The organism is Zymobacter sp. IVIA_12111.31 C1, from assembly GCF_047495495.1.
Classification (GTDB): domain Bacteria; phylum Pseudomonadota; class Gammaproteobacteria; order Pseudomonadales; family Halomonadaceae; genus Zymobacter.
Map to the genome: position 1 here is coordinate 502,485 of NZ_CP179930.1, position 17,974 is coordinate 520,458.

Consider the following 17,974-nt stretch of genomic DNA (forward strand, 5'->3'; position numbering starts at 1 on the left):
CTAGCCGATAGTGCCGGGCCTTCATGATCAACAGAACACATGGGACGATATTGGGCATGCGTTATATCAGCACGCGGGGTCAGGCCCCTGCATTGGGATTCGAAGATGTACTGCTGGCGGGTCTGGCAAGCGATGGCGGGCTGTATGTGCCCGAAACCCTGCCGAAGATCACGCCGGATGATCTGCGTGCCATGGCGGGCTGCTCCTACGTCGAGATTGCTTATCGCGTGATGCGTCCGTTCGTGGGCGATGCCATCGACGATGCCACCTTCCGTCGCCTGATCGAAGAAAGCTACGCCTCTTTCCATCACGATGCCGTTGTGCCGCTCAAACAGCTGAACAGCAACCACTTCTTGCTGGAGCTGTTCCACGGTCCGACGCTGGCATTCAAAGATGTGGCGTTGCAGCTGCTGGGCCGCTTGCTGGATCACTTCCTTAAACAGCGTGACGAGAAAGGCGTCATCATGGGGGCCACTTCAGGTGACACCGGTTCGGCCGCCATCGAAGGCTGCCGTGCCTGCGAAAACCTGGATATTTTTATCCTGCACCCCAAAGGCCGCGTTTCCGAGATTCAGCGTCGCCAGATGACGACCGTTAAGGCCGACAACGTTCACAACATCGCCATCGAAGGTAACTTCGATGACGCGCAGGCGATCGTCAAAGGCAGCTTTGCTGACCAGGCCTTCCTGCACGGCACGCGCCTGATCGCGGTGAACTCGATCAACTGGGCGCGAATTATGGCGCAGACCGTCTACTACGTTGCGGCGGCCGTAGCGCTGGGTGCACCGGATCGTGAGGTCAGCTTCACCGTGCCGTCTGCCAATTTCGGCAACATCTTCGCAGGCTATATCGCGCGTGAAATGGGTGTGCCGATTCGTCAGCTGGTCATCGCGACCAATGCGAACGACATCCTGCACCGCACCCTGGCATCCAACGACTTCTCTCGCAAGGAACTGCTGGCGACGCTGGCGCCGTCGATGGACATCGTGGTGTCGTCGAACTTCGAACGCCTGTTGTTCTTCGCATATGGCTGTGATGGCGCTGCCGTTCGCGAGCTGCTGGAACGCTTCCAGAAAGCACCTGCGGCACTGGCCGATGCACCGCTGGCGCGCATGCGCGAGCTGTTCTCCAGCGCAACGGCGAGTGATGACACTATTCTGAAAGTGATTCGTGAGATGTTCGACCGCACGGGCGAAGTCCTTGACCCGCATACGGCAACGGGCGTGTACGCGGCTGAAAAATGCAACCAGCACCCTGACGTACCGATGGTCACGCTGGCGACCGCGCACCCGGCCAAGTTCTCTGACGCTATCGTCAAGGCCGGGCTGGCCGAACCCGTACTGCCGCCGCACTTCGTCGAAATGCTGGCCGCGGACGAGTACTACGACGTACTGCCTGCTGAGCAGCGTGCGGTTCAGGCGTTCGTCGAGAGTCATCGTCACTGATGAGTCGTGCAACCTCTCTGGCGCAGGCTGTGCCTGCGCCGGTATCGCAAGCGACCACCGAGGTCTGCCTTGTTCGACGTGAGCAGGATGGTGGCGTGCTGGCTGCTGCTCAGGCATTGGGGCTGTCGCCGCTGGCAGCGCGCGTGCTGGCAGGGCGTCTCAAGGGGTGTACGGATCTGGCAGAACTGGTTACGCCGACGCTGGGCAGTATCGTGCATCCTTGCCAGCTCAAGGATGGTGAGCGCGCAGCGGCCCGCATTGCGCAGGCAGTGACCGAAGGCGAGCAGATCGGGATCCTGACCGATTACGATGTCGATGGCATCACTTCCCATGTCGTAATCAAGCGCACGCTACACGAGCTATTTGGTGTCCCTGAAGCGCGTCTGCACAGTCTGATCGGGCATCGCATCAACGATGGCTATGGCATCAGCGCGCCGTTAGTCGAGCATACGCTAGCGCTCAGGCCTCGCCCGACACTGGTCATTACGGCTGACTGCGGGTCGTCGGACGAGCCGCGTATCGCCCGTCTGGCCGCTGAGGGCATTGATGTTGTGGTGACCGATCACCATGCACTGCCCGTCGAAGGACCGCCAGCTTCTGCTTATGCGGTCGTTAATCCTTCGCGTGAAGACTGCGACTACCCTGATACGACGATTGCAGGCTGCATGGTCGCTTGGTTGATCATGATGCAGACCCGCGCTCAGCTGGTTGAATGGGGCGCGATTCCCGAATCGACGCCTCGGCTGTCCGGTTGGCTGTCGTATGTGGCGCTGGGGACGGTGGCGGACTGCGTCTCTCTTGGGCGCAGTGCGATCAATCGCGCCGTTGTCACGCGTGGGCTGGCGCTCATCAATCGTATGGATGCGCCGTGCTGGCGTGTAATGGCCGAGCGCTTGGGGGCCGACAGTTTGCCGTTCGATGCGGGCACGCTGGGGTTCCAGATGGGGCCGCGCATTAACGCGCGCTCTCGACTGGATGATCCCTATGCGGCACTGCATTTCATGATGGCATCAGATGATGCCACGGCACGTCGCTACCTCGATATCCTCGACGCCGACAATCAATCGCGCAAGATGATTGAAGCCGAGATGGTCGAACAGGCTATCCAGAAGGCGCAGCCGCTGCTGGAGCGCAATGCGCCCGTACTGGTGATCCATTTGCCCGAAGGGCATGCCGGTGTTCAGGGCATCGTCGCTTCACGTTTGGTTCAGCGCTATGGGCGACCGACGGTGATTCTGACCAATGCGCCTGCGCTCAATCAGCTCAGTGGTTCAGGGCGATCCATCGAAGGTGTGCATCTGCGGCAGGCCTTGCAACAGGTGCATGAGCGCGTTTCAGGAGCGCTGTTGCGCTTTGGTGGTCATGCCGGGGCGGCCGGCGTTACGCTGTTCAGAGAGCACGTTGAGGCGTTTCAGCATCAACTTGAGCAGGCCGTGGCCGATCAACTGGGCGATCGAGAACTGACGCCCGTCGTACTGACAGATGGCGAGCTGCTGCCGGAAGAGGTGTCACTGGAAACCGTCGCGCTGCTGGAACAGCTAGCACCGTTTGGGCGCGAGTTCGAAGAGCCGCTGTTTGAAGGCGTGTTCGAGATCCATGACTGTCGTTTGGTCGGCAGTCAGCGCAACCACATGATGTTGATGCTCGGCGCTGGGCGTATGCAGTACCGTGCCATATGGTTCAAGGCGATTGCAGCGGGTCAGGAAAGTCCGTTTGGCCCAGGTGATCGCATCCGGTGTGCCTATCGTCTGGCACGCAACAGCTATCGTGGCGTCGTATCGCTTCAGTTGATGGTGAGCCATGCCGAGGTGGCGTAAGTTTCAGTAAGGCGCACTTGGTTGTACAGGATGGCCCTTGCCTTGTCAGAGGCGGGGCCATTATCTTTTCCGCAGACCCGCAGACCCGCAGACCCGCAGACCCGCAGACCCGCAGACCCGCAGACCCGCAGACCCGCAGACCCGCAGACCCGCAGACCCGCAGACCCGCAGACCCGCAGACCCGCAGACCCGCAGACCCGCAGACCCGCAGACCCGCAGACCCGCAGACCCGCAGACCCGCCCGCAAAATATTAAATCTGATGATCATGATCAGAAATGAGGCTTAAGCCCTGTGCGATGGACTGAACTCTGTCTGATGGGGACGGTCACATACAGTGAACGGATGATGTTCAGCTAGGGCAAATGCAAGACGTAGGACGGGGATACGAAAAGACCCAGCCGAAGCTGGGTCTGGTGCCTCGGTGACGCACTGGCGGGGCAGTGCGTCACGACATATTCTGAAGATCGCTATCAGTAGTTGTAGCGAACCAGCAGAGAGGTCTGGTCGAGGTTGGTACCTTCGGCGTCAAGATCACGTCCATCGGTATTTTTGTTGTCATTGAAGACGTGTTCAAGAGCAACAATGAAGTTGTCTTTAGAGCCGAACCCTTTGTGGGTTTTCAGCGCCGTACCTACGATGTAGGAGCTGGTACGTGCCGGGCCATTGCGGTCTTCAAGACGGTTCAGACCGCCGTACAGGGATACGTCACCGAAGGAAACGAGATCCTTGAAGGCGTACTGAGTGAAGGTTTCATAACCGCGAGTGCTTGTGGCGTCATCCAACTGGTTGTGGTACTGGCCCGCCAGTACGCCAAGTGTCCAGTTGCCCGGCGTCCACGTAGCGCCTACGACGTACTGTTCGACGTCGAAGTCTTTACCGCCTTCGTGTTTCATTGCCGCATGGTTGTAGGCAGTGCCGATGGTGACGTCAGGTGCAATCTGCCAGTTGACGGCAGCCTGGTCGAAGTGACGGCGAGTAAGGCCTTTGCTTTCGTCGTCATGGTCGTTGCCACCGAACATCAAACCAACGGTAACGTCACCGAAGGTGTTCTGGTATTTCAGGCTGTCGTCCGGACGGTCCGCACCCACCAAGTGTTTCTGGGTGTTTTTGCCGTTAGCCGCTGCGCCAAAGACCCAGTATTGGTCGGTGGCATCGGTGACCATGCTGTAGACAGAAGCCTGTTTACCGTAGGTCAGTGTACCGATGCCTTTGTAGGAAACCCCTGCAAACTGCAGACGTTTGTAGTAGTCGAGCTTGTTGCGACGAGTGTCAGAACCGTGACGGAAGAACGGGTTGTAGCCCCATTCTGTCGTGCCTAGAACGGCAAAGTCTTCGTTGAAATGGTGAGTATATTTGATGGCAGTACGGGACGCTGCGTCATCATGATCATCATGGTTGGCGCCGCCTTGGTTCCAGTCGTACTGATAAGCGACACGACCTTTGATGATGAGCTCGTCAGACTGCGGACCTGAGGTCTGGAAAGCAGTGAAAGCGTTGGCTTGAGCGGCACCTACCAGTGCAGCGGCACCGATTGCCAGCTTGAGGGCATGCTTCGCGGAAATCTGCATGTCGTTGATCCTTGATGATGTCAGCATAATGGTTTAGCAGACAGGGCGTGTCTGCCATGAATGTTCTTATTGGTTTTATTTATAGCGGTCAGTCCATCACGTGACCTTGCAGGTACTATGCCAGCAAAGACCTCGTGGAGACGTCGGCTTATGAATCACTTCAATATCGGCGGGGAAGCAGATGATTTGATAGTGTTTCATTATGCATAAATGAAAGGCACCCATTTACGCACTGCATCTCGGGAAACTTCTTATGCCATAAACGTGCTGCAGATGCCAGCACGGCTACGACACACATGCGCTTATTTATACGGGAAAGTTCCCAGTAACGACAGCATGATAATGCAACCACTATGAAAAATATATGACAGCTGAGTTATAAGCACCAACGAAGTGCTTCTGATATTAATTGGGTATGTTATTTATTTGCAGGCTATTTATTAGCTTATTCTTTTTTATTTTCTTATAAAAAAACGCCCCGGTATCCACCGTAATGAGTGGATGCCGGGGCGTTTTATCGTCCGGTCAGGAAGCTTGAGGGGCATCCAGAAATGCGGCGGCCAGCAGCGTTTGCGTATAGCGCTCTTTGGGGGCTTCGAACAGCTGGGCCGTTGGGCCCGATTCGACCACCTTGCCTTTCTGCATCACCATGATGGTGTCGGAAAGGGCGCGCACGACGCCGAGATCGTGACTGATGAAGATATAGCTCATCTCGTACTTCTGCTGCAGATCGCGCAGTAGCTGGATGATGCGTGCCTGCACCGAGCGGTCAAGGGCCGATGTGGGTTCATCCAGCAGTAGGAAGCGAGGATTGAGCACGACCGCTCGCGCGATGGCGATACGCTGGCGCTGCCCCCCTGAGAATTCGTGGGGATAGCGGTTGCGTACTTCTGGGTCGAGCGCGACCTCCTTGATGACCTCGCTGATGCGCCGCTCGCGCTCATCGTAGGACATGTGCGGAAACTGCGTACGCAGTCCTTCACCGATGATCTCGCCCACGGTCATGCGGGGCGACAGCGAGCCGTAAGGGTCTTGGAAGACGACTTGCATCTCGCTGCGGCGTGAGCGCAGACGCCGGGCAGGAATGGCGGCAATGTTGTGGCCGTCGAAGATGATCTGGCCTTCGCAGTCAATCAGGCGCAGCAGGGCTCGTCCCAGCGTCGATTTACCTGAACCGGACTCGCCCACGATCCCCAGCGTCTGGCCCTTGCGCAGTGTCAGGTCAATGCCGTCAACCGCCTGAAAATGATCAGTGTGGAACAGGCCGCGTGGGATGGGGTAGGTCACGCTGATGTTGCGCGCTTCGAGCAGCACCGGGGCATCGTCAGGCACGGGAGCCTTGCTGCCGCGCGGAATGGCATCAATCAGCTGGCGCGTATAGGGGTGCTCGGGGTGATTGAACACATCCTTTACGCGGCCTGATTCGACCAGCTCGCCTTGGCGCATGACGCAGACGGTATCGGCAAAATGGCGCACCAGTGCCAAGTCATGGGTGATAAAGATCACCGCCATGTTGTGCTGCTGTTGCAGCGAACGCAGCAGCGCCAGAATCTGGGCCTGCACGGTCACGTCCAGTGCGGTCGTGGGTTCGTCGGCAATCAGTAGGCGGGGGTTGCAGGCCAGTGCCATCGCGATCATGACGCGTTGGCGTTGGCCGCCCGAAAGTTCGGTCGGGAAGCTGCGATAGCGGCGATGAGGTTCGGGAATGCCGACCTGTTCCAGTAGTGAGATGACCCGCGCATGGCGCCCCGCACTGCCGAGCGAGGTGTGCTGCTTGAGCACCTCTTCGATTTGACGGCCGATACGCTGGAGCGGATTGAGCGATGTCATCGGCTCCTGGAAGATCATCGAAATATCTTGGCCGCGTACACGGCGCATGGCCCGTTCGCTCTGGGTCAGCAGGTTGCTGCCATCGAACGTGGCCTCACCGCTGAGGGTCGCGATATCGGGTAACAGCTGCATCAGGCTGTTGGCCGTCACGGATTTGCCCGAGCCGGACTCGCCGACCAGTGCCAGCACTTCGCCTGCGCGTACCGAGAAGTTGACGTCCTTGACGGCGTGCATGTCGCCCGTGGGCAGACGGAAGTGAACGTTGAGGCCTTTTACATCAAGCAAAGGCGCTGTGTCTTGCATCGTCATAGAGCGTTCCTTTGGCTGCCTCAGCGCGTTTTGGGATCAAGAGCGTCACGCAGTCCATCGCCTAAGAAGTTCAGGCTGAACAGCGTCACTGCAAGGAAGATGGACGGTACGATCAGTGTCCACGGCATGGTTTCCATGACATCGCGGCCTTCCGAGATCGCGACCCCCCAGCTGGTGTTCGGTTCCTGCACCCCGAGACCGAGGAACGACAGGAAGCTTTCCATCAGGATAACGCGCGGAACGGTCAGCGTGATGTAGACGATGACCGAGCCCAGCGTGTTCGGAATCATATGGCGGAAGATGATGCTGGTGTCGCTGGCGCCCAATGCGTTCGCTGCTTCAACGAACTCGCGGTGCTTGAGCGACATCACCTGACCGCGCACGATGCGCGCCATGTCGAGCCATTCGACGGCCCCGATGGCGGCAAAGATCAGCAGAATATTTCGACCGAACGTGACCATCAGTAGGATGACGATGAACATGAACGGCAGCGAGAACAGAATATCGACGAAGCGCATCATCAGGGTGTCGACACGACCGCCGACATAGCCTGCGATGGCACCGTAAGTCACCCCGATGATCAGGCTCACGAACGATGCGATGAAGGCGACCGCCAACGAGATGCGCCCGCCATAGAGGGTGCGCGTCAGCACATCGCGGCCAACAGAGTCGGTACCGAGCCAGTGATGGGCCGCGAAGGAGGGCGGGCTGCCGCTGATGTTCTCGAAGTCGACGCTGTCGAGGTCCCACGGCGAAAAGTAAGGGCCGAAGACGCAGATCACCATCATCAGGATGAGAAGCGTTAGGCCGAGCATGGCGGCCTTATTCTGGCGGAGACGCCGCCAAGCTTCGCGGCTCAGGCTGCTGCCGGAAAGCGCAGCAGAGGAAGCTGGTTTTGAAGATGTCATGGCAAACTCACTGCAATCGGGCAAGAAGATAAAGACGTAGCGTATACATCACCTGAACCTCAACGGTTGTGACGGACCTGAGGGTCGACGAAGGCGTACAGCAGATCGACCAACAGGTTCATGACGATGATGATGGTGGCATACAGTACGACGGTCCCCATGACCAAGGTGTAGTCGCGGTTGGTGGCTCCCTGTACGAAGTAGGAGCCCACGCCCGGGATGGAAAAGATCTTCTCGACCACAACCGAACCGGTGATGATGCCGGTGATGGCCGGCCCGAGGTATGACAGGATGGGGAGCATGGCTGGGCGCAGGGCGTGACGGCGAATGATTTGTACTGTCGACAGCCCCTTGGCGCGAGCGGTACGGATGAACGGCTGGCCCAACACCTCAATCATCGACGCCCTCATCATGCGGGCGATGTAGGCGATCTGCTGGATAGACAGCGCGATGACGGGCAGCACCATGTACGGTAGATAGCTCATCATGCCTTGGCCAGCCGTAGGCCAGCCACTGACGGGCAGCCACCGCAGGATCAGACCGAAGAAGACCGCCATCAGCGGTGCAAGCACGAAGTTGGGAATGGCAATACCGCTCAGTGCGACCCCCATCACGGCATAGTCGACGATACCGTTGCGCCGCAGAGCGGCCAGAATGCCGAGCGGCAGACCGACCAGTAGGGCCAGCGCCATGGCCAGCAGGCCGATCGTCATACTGACCGGCAGACCCTGTGCGAGCTGTTCGTTGACCGTGTGGTCCTTGTCACGGAAGGACGGTCCCAGATCACCGTGCGCCAGCGACGTCAGGTAGTTCCCGTACTGCACCAGCAAGGGCTTATCGAGCCCGTAGGAGCGCATCAGGTTGGCTTCTATTTCTGGGGGCAACTGGCGTTCACCGTCAAACGGGCCACCCGGGGCAAGCCGCATCATGAAGAATGACAGAGTGATGACGATGAGAAGCGTCGGAATCGCTTGCAGTAGCCGTTTGATGATGTACTTCAGCATAGTGGCAAGTCTCTTGGCGTATGTATCCAGCGTATGCACGTTGGCACGGCATTGCTACAAAAGGGACGAATGATGGCGGAATAATGGCTGCCATGCCAGTCCGAAACGCTCCGGCATGGCAGCACCAACGTGTTTTCGCCGATGAACCGACAGACGAAATGCCAGCGGTTGCCTTATCTCATCGGCCTTGTACGATCACGGCTGAGTCGATTGATTCTGCAGCGATACGTAGCGTAGTGGGTGCACATCAAGCGGATTCGGCTCCCACCCCTTCAGTGCGGGCGACACCAGATAGGCCATTGCCATATCCATCACTGGAATTTCCACGACGTCGTTCATGGCAATTTGCTGGGCCGCCTGCCATTCACGCTGGGCTTCCTCAGGCGACATGGCCGTGATAGCGCTGTTCACATGGCGATCGAATTCTGGGTTGGTATAGCCGGAACGATTGTCCGGGCTGCCACTGACAAACATGGCCAGCATTTCGACGGGGTTGTCGATGGACGGGATCGTACCGTGACGAGCCAGCTGGAACTGGCCCAGCTTGACGCTGTTGTAGTGATTGGCCACATCACGTGTCTGCAAGGTCACGTTGACCCCAATCTGCTTCCACATCGCCGCCATGGCGACGGCAACGCGGCGGTGGTCGTCCAGCGAGTTGAAACTCATCTCGAGTGCAAGCGGATGATCCTTATCGTAACCGGCTTCCTTCATCAGTTCGCGCGCCCGTTCGATGCGCTGGCTCATTGGCCACGACTGGAAGTCCGCATCCACCGCATAGGCACCCTTGCTCATCGTTCTGGGCAGGATGGAGGTCGTGGGCACATAGCCGTTCCTCAACACTTTATCGGTGATGACCTCACGCTGGACGGTCATGTTCATCGCTTCGCGGATGCGCTTGTCCGCTAAAGGCTGCCCTTGCTTCATGTTGGGCAGGTAATAGTAGTGCGACAGTGACGGAAAAACCTGTACGTCGCTGGGCATGTCCTTGCGCAGTTCGGCCAAACGCGCCGACGGTATCTGGTTATAGGAGATATCCAGCGTGTGCGTACGGTAGCGGTTTACTGCCGAAAGCGGGTCTTCGATAGGGTAGAACACCACGTTGTCGATGCTGACCTTGTCTGCGTTATAGAACGAGGGGTTCTTCTTCAGCAGTACATCAACGTGTGGATTCCAGTGATCAAGCAGGTAAGGGCCGCTGACGACCGGCTGCCGTGCGCTCCAGCTGTGATTAGTGAGGGATTTGATACTGTGCTTGGGCAAGGGCACAGAGGGCTGTGCCGCGAATTCCGCCAGAATATAAGAGTTGGGACGCGTCAGCGTGACTTCCAGCGTATGGGCATCCAGCGCTTTAACGCCAAGTGCCGAGGCCGGAAGTTTGCCCTGATTGATCTGCTCGGCGTTCAGGATCGGATAGTAGTAATAGGCGTTAGGGTTAGCCGTATCGGGCAGCAGCGTGCGCTGCAGACCGAACACCGCATCGTCGGCAGTGATGGGCTGCCCGTCGGACCACTTGGCGTCACGCAGATGGAAGGTGATCTTGCGACCGTCTGCCGATGTTTCCCAAGAAGAGGCCAGGCCCGGGATGATATTGCCCTTGGCATCGAAGGTGAGCAGCGGTTCGTACATTTCTTGCAGGATATGGTTTTCCCACAGTCCCTGAGCCTGCTGCGGGTCAAGCGTGCCCGGCTCGCCAGCGTTGTCGATCCGCAGTGTGCTGGCCAGCGTCAGCGGCGAGCCGAACGCCATCAGTAGCGCCGACACCTTCAATGCGCGCACCAGTGCGCCAGAGGTTGCTGTTTTCATTGTGCTCTCCCTAAAGGGTCTTCGTCAGAAGAAGAGTAGTGCAACGGCATGCGTTGTTATTGTTCGCCCATGCCATTGCATATCGTGTGCCGTTCAACGGGAAAACCTTCACGCTACCAGATAATGAGGGTAAGGCAATCTGTCTTATAGACCCTCTCGTTCAATGTTAAAGCCTCCTTACTTGATAGCAACCTAATTAACTGAAGAGGACGACGTCACGGCGTGACGGACAGATAGCGCAGCGGATGAACATCGACCGCATTGGGTTGCCAGCCTTTTACTTTAGATGACACCAACAGTGACTGTGTTTGGTCCAGAATCGGGATCATCGCCATGTCATCCAGCAGCATGTGCTGGGCATCATCAAAGGCCCGCTGTGCCGCTTCAGGCGTCAGGGCGTGTACGCCTTCCGCGACTTTCTGGTCATAGCGCGGATTCTGATAGCCCGCGTAGTTGTTGCTGGCATCCGACACATACATGCCGAGTTCTTCGGCGGGCGTCATCATTGCGCCAAGAAAGCCGTAACGGGCCAGTTGGAACTGCGCGTGGTGAATGGCGCTGTAGTGGGCCGAGCTGTCGCGGGTGACGAAATAGGGCGCGATGCCGATCGGTTTCCACATCGCAGCCAGTGCAACGGCAATGCGGCGGTGGTCATCGACTGAATTGATGGCCAGCTCGACGTCCAGCGGGTGTTCGGGGCTATAGCCCGCTTCTTTCATCAGCGCTTTGGCACGTTCGAGACGTTGCGCGTAAGGCCACGACTGGAAGTCGAAGTGAGGAGCCTGATGTGGCTGGGTAACGACGGCGGGTACGGCAGCGTAGGACGGGCGCTGACCGCTCTGAATGACCTTGTCGGTGATCAGCTCGCGCTGCACGGCAAGGTTCATCGCTTCACGCACGCGATGGTCCGCCAACGGCTGGCCTTCTCTCATATTGGGTAGATACACGTAATGCACCAGCACTGGATAGGTCTTGAGTGCATCGGCAAGGTGCTCGCGTGCCCAGCTGTACTGTGCCGAAGGAATCTGGCTGTAAGAGATGTCCAGTGCTCCGCTGCGGTAGCGGGTCAGTGCCGTAGCGGTGTTTTCGATCGGATAGAACACGGCGCTGTCGATCTTCACGCTGTCCGCGGCGTAATAAGCGGGGTTCTTCTTCACGACCACTTCAACCTGTGGTGTCCAGTGGTCGAGCTGATACGGGCCGCTGACCACCAACGGCTGTTGACGCACCCAGTGGGTGTTGTCGAGCGTTTTGATGGCGTGCTTGGGCAGCGGTGCCAGCGCGATATCGGCCATGACGGATGTCATGTAGGACAGCGGTGCATCCAGCGTAATTTCGACGGTATGCGCGTCGAGTGCTCGTACGCCCAGTGTGTCTGGTGCCTTCTTGCCGGTGTTAACGTCGCGGGCGTTGGCGATCGGGTAGTACAGATAGGCGTTCTGTGAATGCGTGGACGGCAGTAGCGCGCGCTGAAGGGCGAAGACGGCATCGTCGGCGGTGATGGGCTGACCATCCGACCACTTCGCATCGCGCAGGTGGAAGGTCCATGTTCGGCCGTCCGCTGACGTTTCCCATGACTGGGCCAGCCCCGGAATCAGCTTGCCTTCGGCATCGTAGGTGATCAGTGGCTCGTACAGTTCACGGTCAATGCGGAACTCGCGCAGCCCTGTCGCCATTTGGGGATCAAGGGTTTCCGGTTCGCCGGTATTGTCGATGCGCAGCGGTGCCGCAATGGCGAGCGGCGACAGCAGGCAGGACAGCAGCAGGGTAGCGGCACGATGGGTCAGCGTTCTTTGCACGGCGGATGTCCTAATGTCATGGCCTACTGCCAGACGTATATGAGGCAGTAACCTGTTTGAATATCGGGGAGATTAACAGTTAGCGTAGCGTATCGTACCCACGGGCAGGACATAACAATGCGCAGGAAGGCGGTAATAAGAAAGGAAGCGTTTATTTCCTGTCTAAGAGGCCGAGCAACTAAATGTGCTCGCAGAGATTGGAAGGGGCACGGTATGGGCGGGTATGCCCACGGTGTGGGAGCCTTTTGCGAAATAGGCGGCGTGCGGTATCGAGTGTCGAAGAGGGGGGCACGGCAAGTACGGTTCAGCGTTGCGTGAGAAATGGCGGCGTGAACGAAAAACGCCGCAGAGGAAAAGACCCTGCGGCGTATGAGGTGCGTTACTCCAGCACTTTCAGCATGCATATGTCGCAGCTGCCGTGCCCGGTGTGGCCCAAGCGAGCACAGTATTCGAATCCAAACGTGCGGTAGAGGCCGACGGTCGACGAGAGTTCATTCAGCGTTTCCAGATAGCAGTAACGGTAGCCGAAGGCGCGTGCCTCGTGCAGTGCGTGTGCGATGAGGCGTCGGCCTATTCCCATCCCAGCGAACTGACTGTCCAGATAGAGCTTCTGCATTTCGCAGTGCTGGTCGTCGGCTCCGGCCAGTGGCGCAATGCCGACGCCGCCAATCACGCGGCCACCCTGCGTGGCGATCCAGTACCCCGCCCGTGACAAGGCATAGGCATGACTGAGGTGACCAAGTGCCGGATCGTGCAGGCTGACGCCTTCGAGGTGCGCGATACCGTTTTCCTCGAAACTGCGCACGATGACACGCTGAATAGCCGGATCATCCTTTGGCTGGATCGGGCGCAGCGCTATACGAGCGTCTTCCTGACGCCGAGCACTGCGCAGGGCCGCGGTCAGCGTCTTGGCGGTGTTGACCATTGCCCGCTGCTCGGACTCTGAGGAGAGCGCCAGCGCATTGAGAATATGCTGGTCGGCATGCAGGTGAACATCTTGCAGCACATGTTGCCCTTTTTCCGTCAGTAGGAAGACCGAGGCACGCCGATCCCTGTCGTCTTCCTGTCTGGCCAGCAGGCCGTTATCGGTCAGGCTGCGCAGCGTGCGGCTGATACTGGATTTTTCGGCGCACAGCAATCGAGCCAATTCGGTCACGCCGAGCGGCCGCTGGCCCAGTTCGATCAGGATATGGCTCTGAAGCGGCGAGAGGCCGGTGTCATGAAGGGTGCGATTCAGCATTCCCAGTTCGCGCACCATCTCGCGCAGCAGGGTACGGAAGCCGCGCACTTCATCGCAGGGTAACGTAACGGTCGACATGGCTCGCGCCTCGCTATTTAGTTAACAGTGTTAACCATATCGACAGAAGGGAGTCGAATGCAACCTTTCCGTACGCTTGAAGCGCACATGGCATGCGCAGCACATGCTGTGCGCCAGCATCAGTGTTTCCCGCCAGGTAGATAAAGCGCAGCGTTATCCGTGCGATAGCGAGAGATTGCGTTACAGGGTTGTTAAGCGCACGCGAAAAGAGGCCGCGCGCGCCCGTACAAGTGGCGGTAGATCTGCTCGACAGGCGCAGTTTGACTGTAGGAACGACGGGGCGCGGTGTTATCCGAATGAGGTGTTCGGGAAAGCCGAGGGCTGGGCAAGAGGGTCTGTCTTGGTGCTCAGCGGGCGATTTCTGTTGAATCAGTGGGCCGTTATTCCGGCGCTGCGAAGCAGTCGTGCAGGTTGGTACGTGCACGTGCCGGTCTGATCGGGTGATGTGGCTGTGTCTGGGGCGTGCTGGCCGATGCCTTCTCGCAAAAAAGGCGTTCAGCCGTGATGCCGAACGCCTTTTCAAGGATGAATGCCGAGTGGCTCAGTGCTGAGCGGACGGTTTCATCCAGCGGGACAGATGAATGTCTAGGGCGTTGTCCTGCCAGCCGCTGACGGCGGGCGATACAAGGTTGAGGCTGCGCTGGGTCATCAGTGGCAACACCGCATAGTCTTTCATGGCGACCTGTTCGGCCTGTTCAAGCAGCTGGCGGCGGATCGTCGGGTCCACGGCATCCACTGCTTCTTTGATCAGCGAGTCGTAGGCGCTGTTGTGGTAGTGGCTGTAGTTATTGGTGCTCCACGATGTCAGCGTATCCAAGAAGGTCATCGCATCGTCGTAGTCTGCATCCCACTTGGCGCGCGCCACATCGAAATCACCCTGATGTATCGCGGCATGATGAATGGGCGGTTCCGCTTTCTCCAGCTGGCTCTTGACCCCGATGCGCTGCCACATGGCCGCTAGCGCCAGAGCGCTCTTGCGGTTGTCCTCGCTGTTGTCGTAGCGCAGCTTGAGGGTCAGCGGACGGCTCTGGTCATAGCCAGCCTCCTTCAGCAGCTGACGCGCGCGCTCACTGCGGGCCGTCGCATCGGTAACGGATGCATCGGGCACCTGCTGAGGGGTATAGCCTGTCATTGACGCCGGGACGAGCGAATAGGAGGGCACGAAGCCGCCTGCCAGCACCTGATCGGCGATAGTGGTGCGGTTGACGGCGAGGCTGAGCGCTTCGCGCACGCGCGGATCGTTGGTGGGGTGACCGTTGACGGTGTTGAAGGCGTAAAAGTAGCTGCCCAGCATCGGTGAAACGTGCAGCGCCTGTGGTTCTATCTGCTGGAGCCACTGCAGGCGCTCGGCCGGTACTGTGCGGGCGATGTCGAGTGCGCGGGCTCGGAAGCGCATGATCGCTGACTGACGGCTGTCGGTAATGTAGTAGGTGACGCTGTCGTAGCTGACATCCTGTGCCGCATGGAAGGCGGCATTACGCTGTACGCGCAGATAGGACTGCGGTGCCCATTCCGTTGGCGTGTAGGCCCCGTTGGTGACCAGATGCCCGATGCTTTTCCACTGCGAATCCTTGGCGATCAGGTGAGTGGGCAGCGGTGCTGCGGTGCCGTGCGCCAAGATGCGCAGGATGTAAGGCGTCGGGTGTTCCAGTTCGATCACCAGCGTACGGCCACTGTTGCGTGAGGTGACGCCGAGGGCCGTCAAGGGCAGCTTGCCGCTGTTGACTTCCTGCGCGTGGCGGATCGGGTAGAACATGTTGGCATAGCTGGCGGCAACGGTCGGGTCGAGCTGGTGACGGAACGCTTGTACGAAGTCGTCTGCGGTAACGAGAGCGCCGTCCGACCAGCGTGCATCGTCACGCAGGGTGAAAGTCCACGTCCGGCCATCCGCTGAGACTTGCCAGCGTGCGGCGGCGCCGGGAATCAGCTCCCCGGATGCCGACGTCGTGACTAGGCCTTCATAGATGTCCTGCAGGACGTCGTTCTCCCAGCTGGCACCGTTGATGGCCGCTGGATCGAGAGAAGCCATGTCGCCGACGATGCCTACCGACAGTGAGTCAGCGTGGACGAGCGATGCACTTAGAGCGGCCGCCAATGCTGCGCCTGAGAGCAGGCGGTGACGAGTACGGGGAAGAAGTGATAGGGATGACATCAGTGTTCCAGATTCCGTAGCGTTCGACAGAAGACTGAAGCCCATCATGAGCACGGTTCACGGAGGCCATGAATCGTGCTCATGATGCGCCGGCTCATAACGCATGCAGCCTGCGTTATCGGCAGGCTGCATGTAAATCTTACGAGGGTTAAGGATGTGAAATCCAGCGAGAGGGATGCACATCAATGGCATTGTCCTGCCACCCTTTGAGGCCGGGGTTCACGAGGTTGAGCGCGGCATAGTAGTAGATCGGGATCAATACGATGTCGTCGGCCAACTGTTTTTCAGCCTTCTGCATGAGCTCGCGGCGTTCTTCCGGCGTCTTGGCGCGGTTGGCTGCTTCGTAGAGCTCGCGGAAGCGCGGGTTCTGATAGTTACCGTAGTTGTTGCCTTCGGTGTACGTCAGCTGCAGGAAGTTCTGCGCATCGTCGTAGCTGGACAGCCATGCTGCACGGCCGATCTGGAACTGACCGCGACGCATGTTGCTGTAGTGAACGTTGGCTTCCGCGTTTTCAATCGAGGTGTTCACGCCGATCTGCTTCCACATCGCGGCGATGGCTACAGCGATACGCTTGTGCTCAGGGCTGTTGTTGTAGGTCAGCTTGAGCGTCAGCGGTTTGTTGGGGCCGTAGCCTGCTTCGGCCAGCAGCGCCTTGGCGCGTTCCAGACGTTTCTGCGGGTCGTTCTTCAGCTCTGCGAGCGGCTGATTGGTGTAGTCGCTGGTACCCGGGGGAACCAGTGCATAAGCCGGCTGAACTGAATCGCTCAACAGCTTGCTGGTGATCAGCTCGCGCTGGATTGCCAGTGACAGGGCCTCGCGTACACGACGGTCGGCGGTGGGCTGTCCATCGCGCAGGTTCATCGTGTAATAGTAAGTGCCCAGACGCGGCGTGACGTGAACGGCGTCAGGAATGAGACCCTTCAGTTCATTCAGGCGCGATGCTGGGAAGTCACGCAGGATGTCCAGACCGCCCGCGCGCAGACGGGTAACCCCCGCGTTGCGGTCCTCGGTCGGGTAGAAATTGACGCCATCCAACGCTACGTGCTCGGCATCGTAGTAATTGGGGTTCTTAACGGTCGCCAGTTCGGTATTGATGGTCCACGACGCGGGCTTGAATGCGCCGTTGGTCACGATGTTGTCCGGCTGGCTCCAGCGGTCACCCAGTTTTTCCACCAGCGTATGCGGCATGGGGTAGAACGGGTACAGCACCATCATCTTGGCGAAATACGGTGTGCGTTCGCGCAGATGGATCACCAGCGTGCGGCCTTCATCCTTGGATTCGACGCCAAGGGTGTCGGGCGAAGCCTTGCCGCGCGCGATATCTTCCGCATTGACGATCGGATACAGACGCTCAACCCCCGTCGCTGCGTTCTGCGGTGTCACGAAATAGCGCAGCGAGAAGGCGAAGTCGTCAGCGGTCACGGGCGAGCCGTCGGACCATTTGCTTTCGCGCAGGTGGAACGTCCATGTCAGGCCGTCTTCGGAAACTTCCCAGCGTTCCGCGACCCCTGGGATCACTTTGCCGTCGGCAGAAACGTCGACCAGACCCGCATAGATGTCACGCAGCACGTCTTCTTCCCACGTACCGCCAGTGATCTTGGCGGGGCTAAGCGACGCCGGGTTGCTGGTGATGCCTACCTTAAGCGTGTAGGCGTTGGCCTGTGCAGCGAGCAGCAGGCTGAGAGCTGCCGCGCTGGCAGTCATAAAACCGTGGAATCGAGACATGAGGCGTATCCTGTCATCAAGGGGTCATGGGCACGGAATCCTGCCACCGCCTATGCCTGAGTTCCGCATGGCATAGGGAGACGGCATGGGCCATGTCCGGTGGCATCGACGAGGAAATTCAAGGCACTACGCCAAGGCGCAGACGCCGTTGTTTCCCGGCCGGATTCCGCTATGGCCTTTTCTCATACTCTAAAGGGAGTGCTGACGTTAGGCCACTATAGATTTCCACTTTAGTCAGATATGACAGGAATATGGTTATGCACTGTGCAATCACCTCCTATGTGCGACGGG

11 protein-coding genes are annotated in these 17,974 nt (G+C 58.7%); 2 read left to right on the forward strand and 9 right to left on the reverse strand.

Going from position 1 to position 17,974, the window contains the following annotated elements:
- Positions 1-56: 56 nt before the first annotated feature.
- Positions 57-1,445 carry a threonine synthase gene (gene thrC, locus ACMHYW_RS02275; protein WP_414500709.1) on the forward strand — a complete coding sequence of 463 codons (1,389 nt, stop codon included), beginning with the start codon at positions 57-59 and terminating at the stop codon, positions 1,443-1,445.
- A complete protein-coding gene (recJ, locus tag ACMHYW_RS02280; RefSeq protein ID WP_414500710.1) occupies positions 1,445-3,262 on the forward strand; it encodes a single-stranded-DNA-specific exonuclease RecJ in 1,818 nt (605 codons plus the stop codon). Before thrC ends, recJ begins: the two co-directional genes overlap by 1 nt.
- Before the next feature lie 471 nt (positions 3,263-3,733).
- Here recJ and ACMHYW_RS02285 read toward each other — a convergent pair whose 3' ends face one another.
- The 9 genes from ACMHYW_RS02285 to ACMHYW_RS02325 form a co-directional block, all read right to left on the reverse strand.
- Positions 3,734-4,831, reverse strand: coding sequence for a porin (locus ACMHYW_RS02285; protein WP_414500711.1), 1,098 nt, complete (start codon positions 4,829-4,831; stop codon positions 3,734-3,736).
- Positions 4,832-5,356: 525 nt separating this feature from the next.
- The gene (locus ACMHYW_RS02290) at positions 5,357-6,970 is read right to left on the reverse strand and encodes an ABC transporter ATP-binding protein (protein ID WP_414500712.1); all 1,614 of its coding nucleotides are present in this window, start codon (positions 6,968-6,970) and stop codon (positions 5,357-5,359) included.
- Positions 6,971-6,990: 20 nt separating this feature from the next.
- Entirely contained in the window at positions 6,991-7,878 is an 888-nt protein-coding gene (locus ACMHYW_RS02295; RefSeq protein WP_027704639.1) for an ABC transporter permease, read from the reverse strand.
- Between the two features lie 59 nt (positions 7,879-7,937).
- A complete protein-coding gene (gene oppB / locus ACMHYW_RS02300) occupies positions 7,938-8,882 on the reverse strand; it encodes an oligopeptide ABC transporter permease OppB (protein ID WP_414500713.1) in 945 nt (314 codons plus the stop codon).
- A gap of 195 nt (positions 8,883-9,077) precedes the next feature.
- The gene (locus ACMHYW_RS02305) at positions 9,078-10,688 is read right to left on the reverse strand and encodes a peptide ABC transporter substrate-binding protein (protein WP_414500714.1); all 1,611 of its coding nucleotides are present in this window, start codon (positions 10,686-10,688) and stop codon (positions 9,078-9,080) included.
- A 215-nt stretch (positions 10,689-10,903) separates the two neighbouring features.
- On the reverse strand, positions 10,904-12,487 hold the full coding sequence (locus tag ACMHYW_RS02310) for a peptide ABC transporter substrate-binding protein (protein ID WP_414500715.1): 1,584 nt from the start codon (positions 12,485-12,487) through the stop codon (positions 10,904-10,906).
- A gap of 379 nt (positions 12,488-12,866) precedes the next feature.
- Positions 12,867-13,805, reverse strand: coding sequence for a GNAT family N-acetyltransferase (locus tag ACMHYW_RS02315; RefSeq protein WP_414500716.1), 939 nt, complete (start codon positions 13,803-13,805; stop codon positions 12,867-12,869).
- A gap of 541 nt (positions 13,806-14,346) precedes the next feature.
- Positions 14,347-15,957, reverse strand: coding sequence for a peptide ABC transporter substrate-binding protein (locus tag ACMHYW_RS02320; RefSeq protein WP_414500717.1), 1,611 nt, complete (start codon positions 15,955-15,957; stop codon positions 14,347-14,349).
- Between the two features lie 148 nt (positions 15,958-16,105).
- The gene (locus tag ACMHYW_RS02325; RefSeq protein WP_414500718.1) at positions 16,106-17,683 is read right to left on the reverse strand and encodes a peptide ABC transporter substrate-binding protein; all 1,578 of its coding nucleotides are present in this window, start codon (positions 17,681-17,683) and stop codon (positions 16,106-16,108) included.
- Positions 17,684-17,974 lie beyond the last annotated feature (291 nt).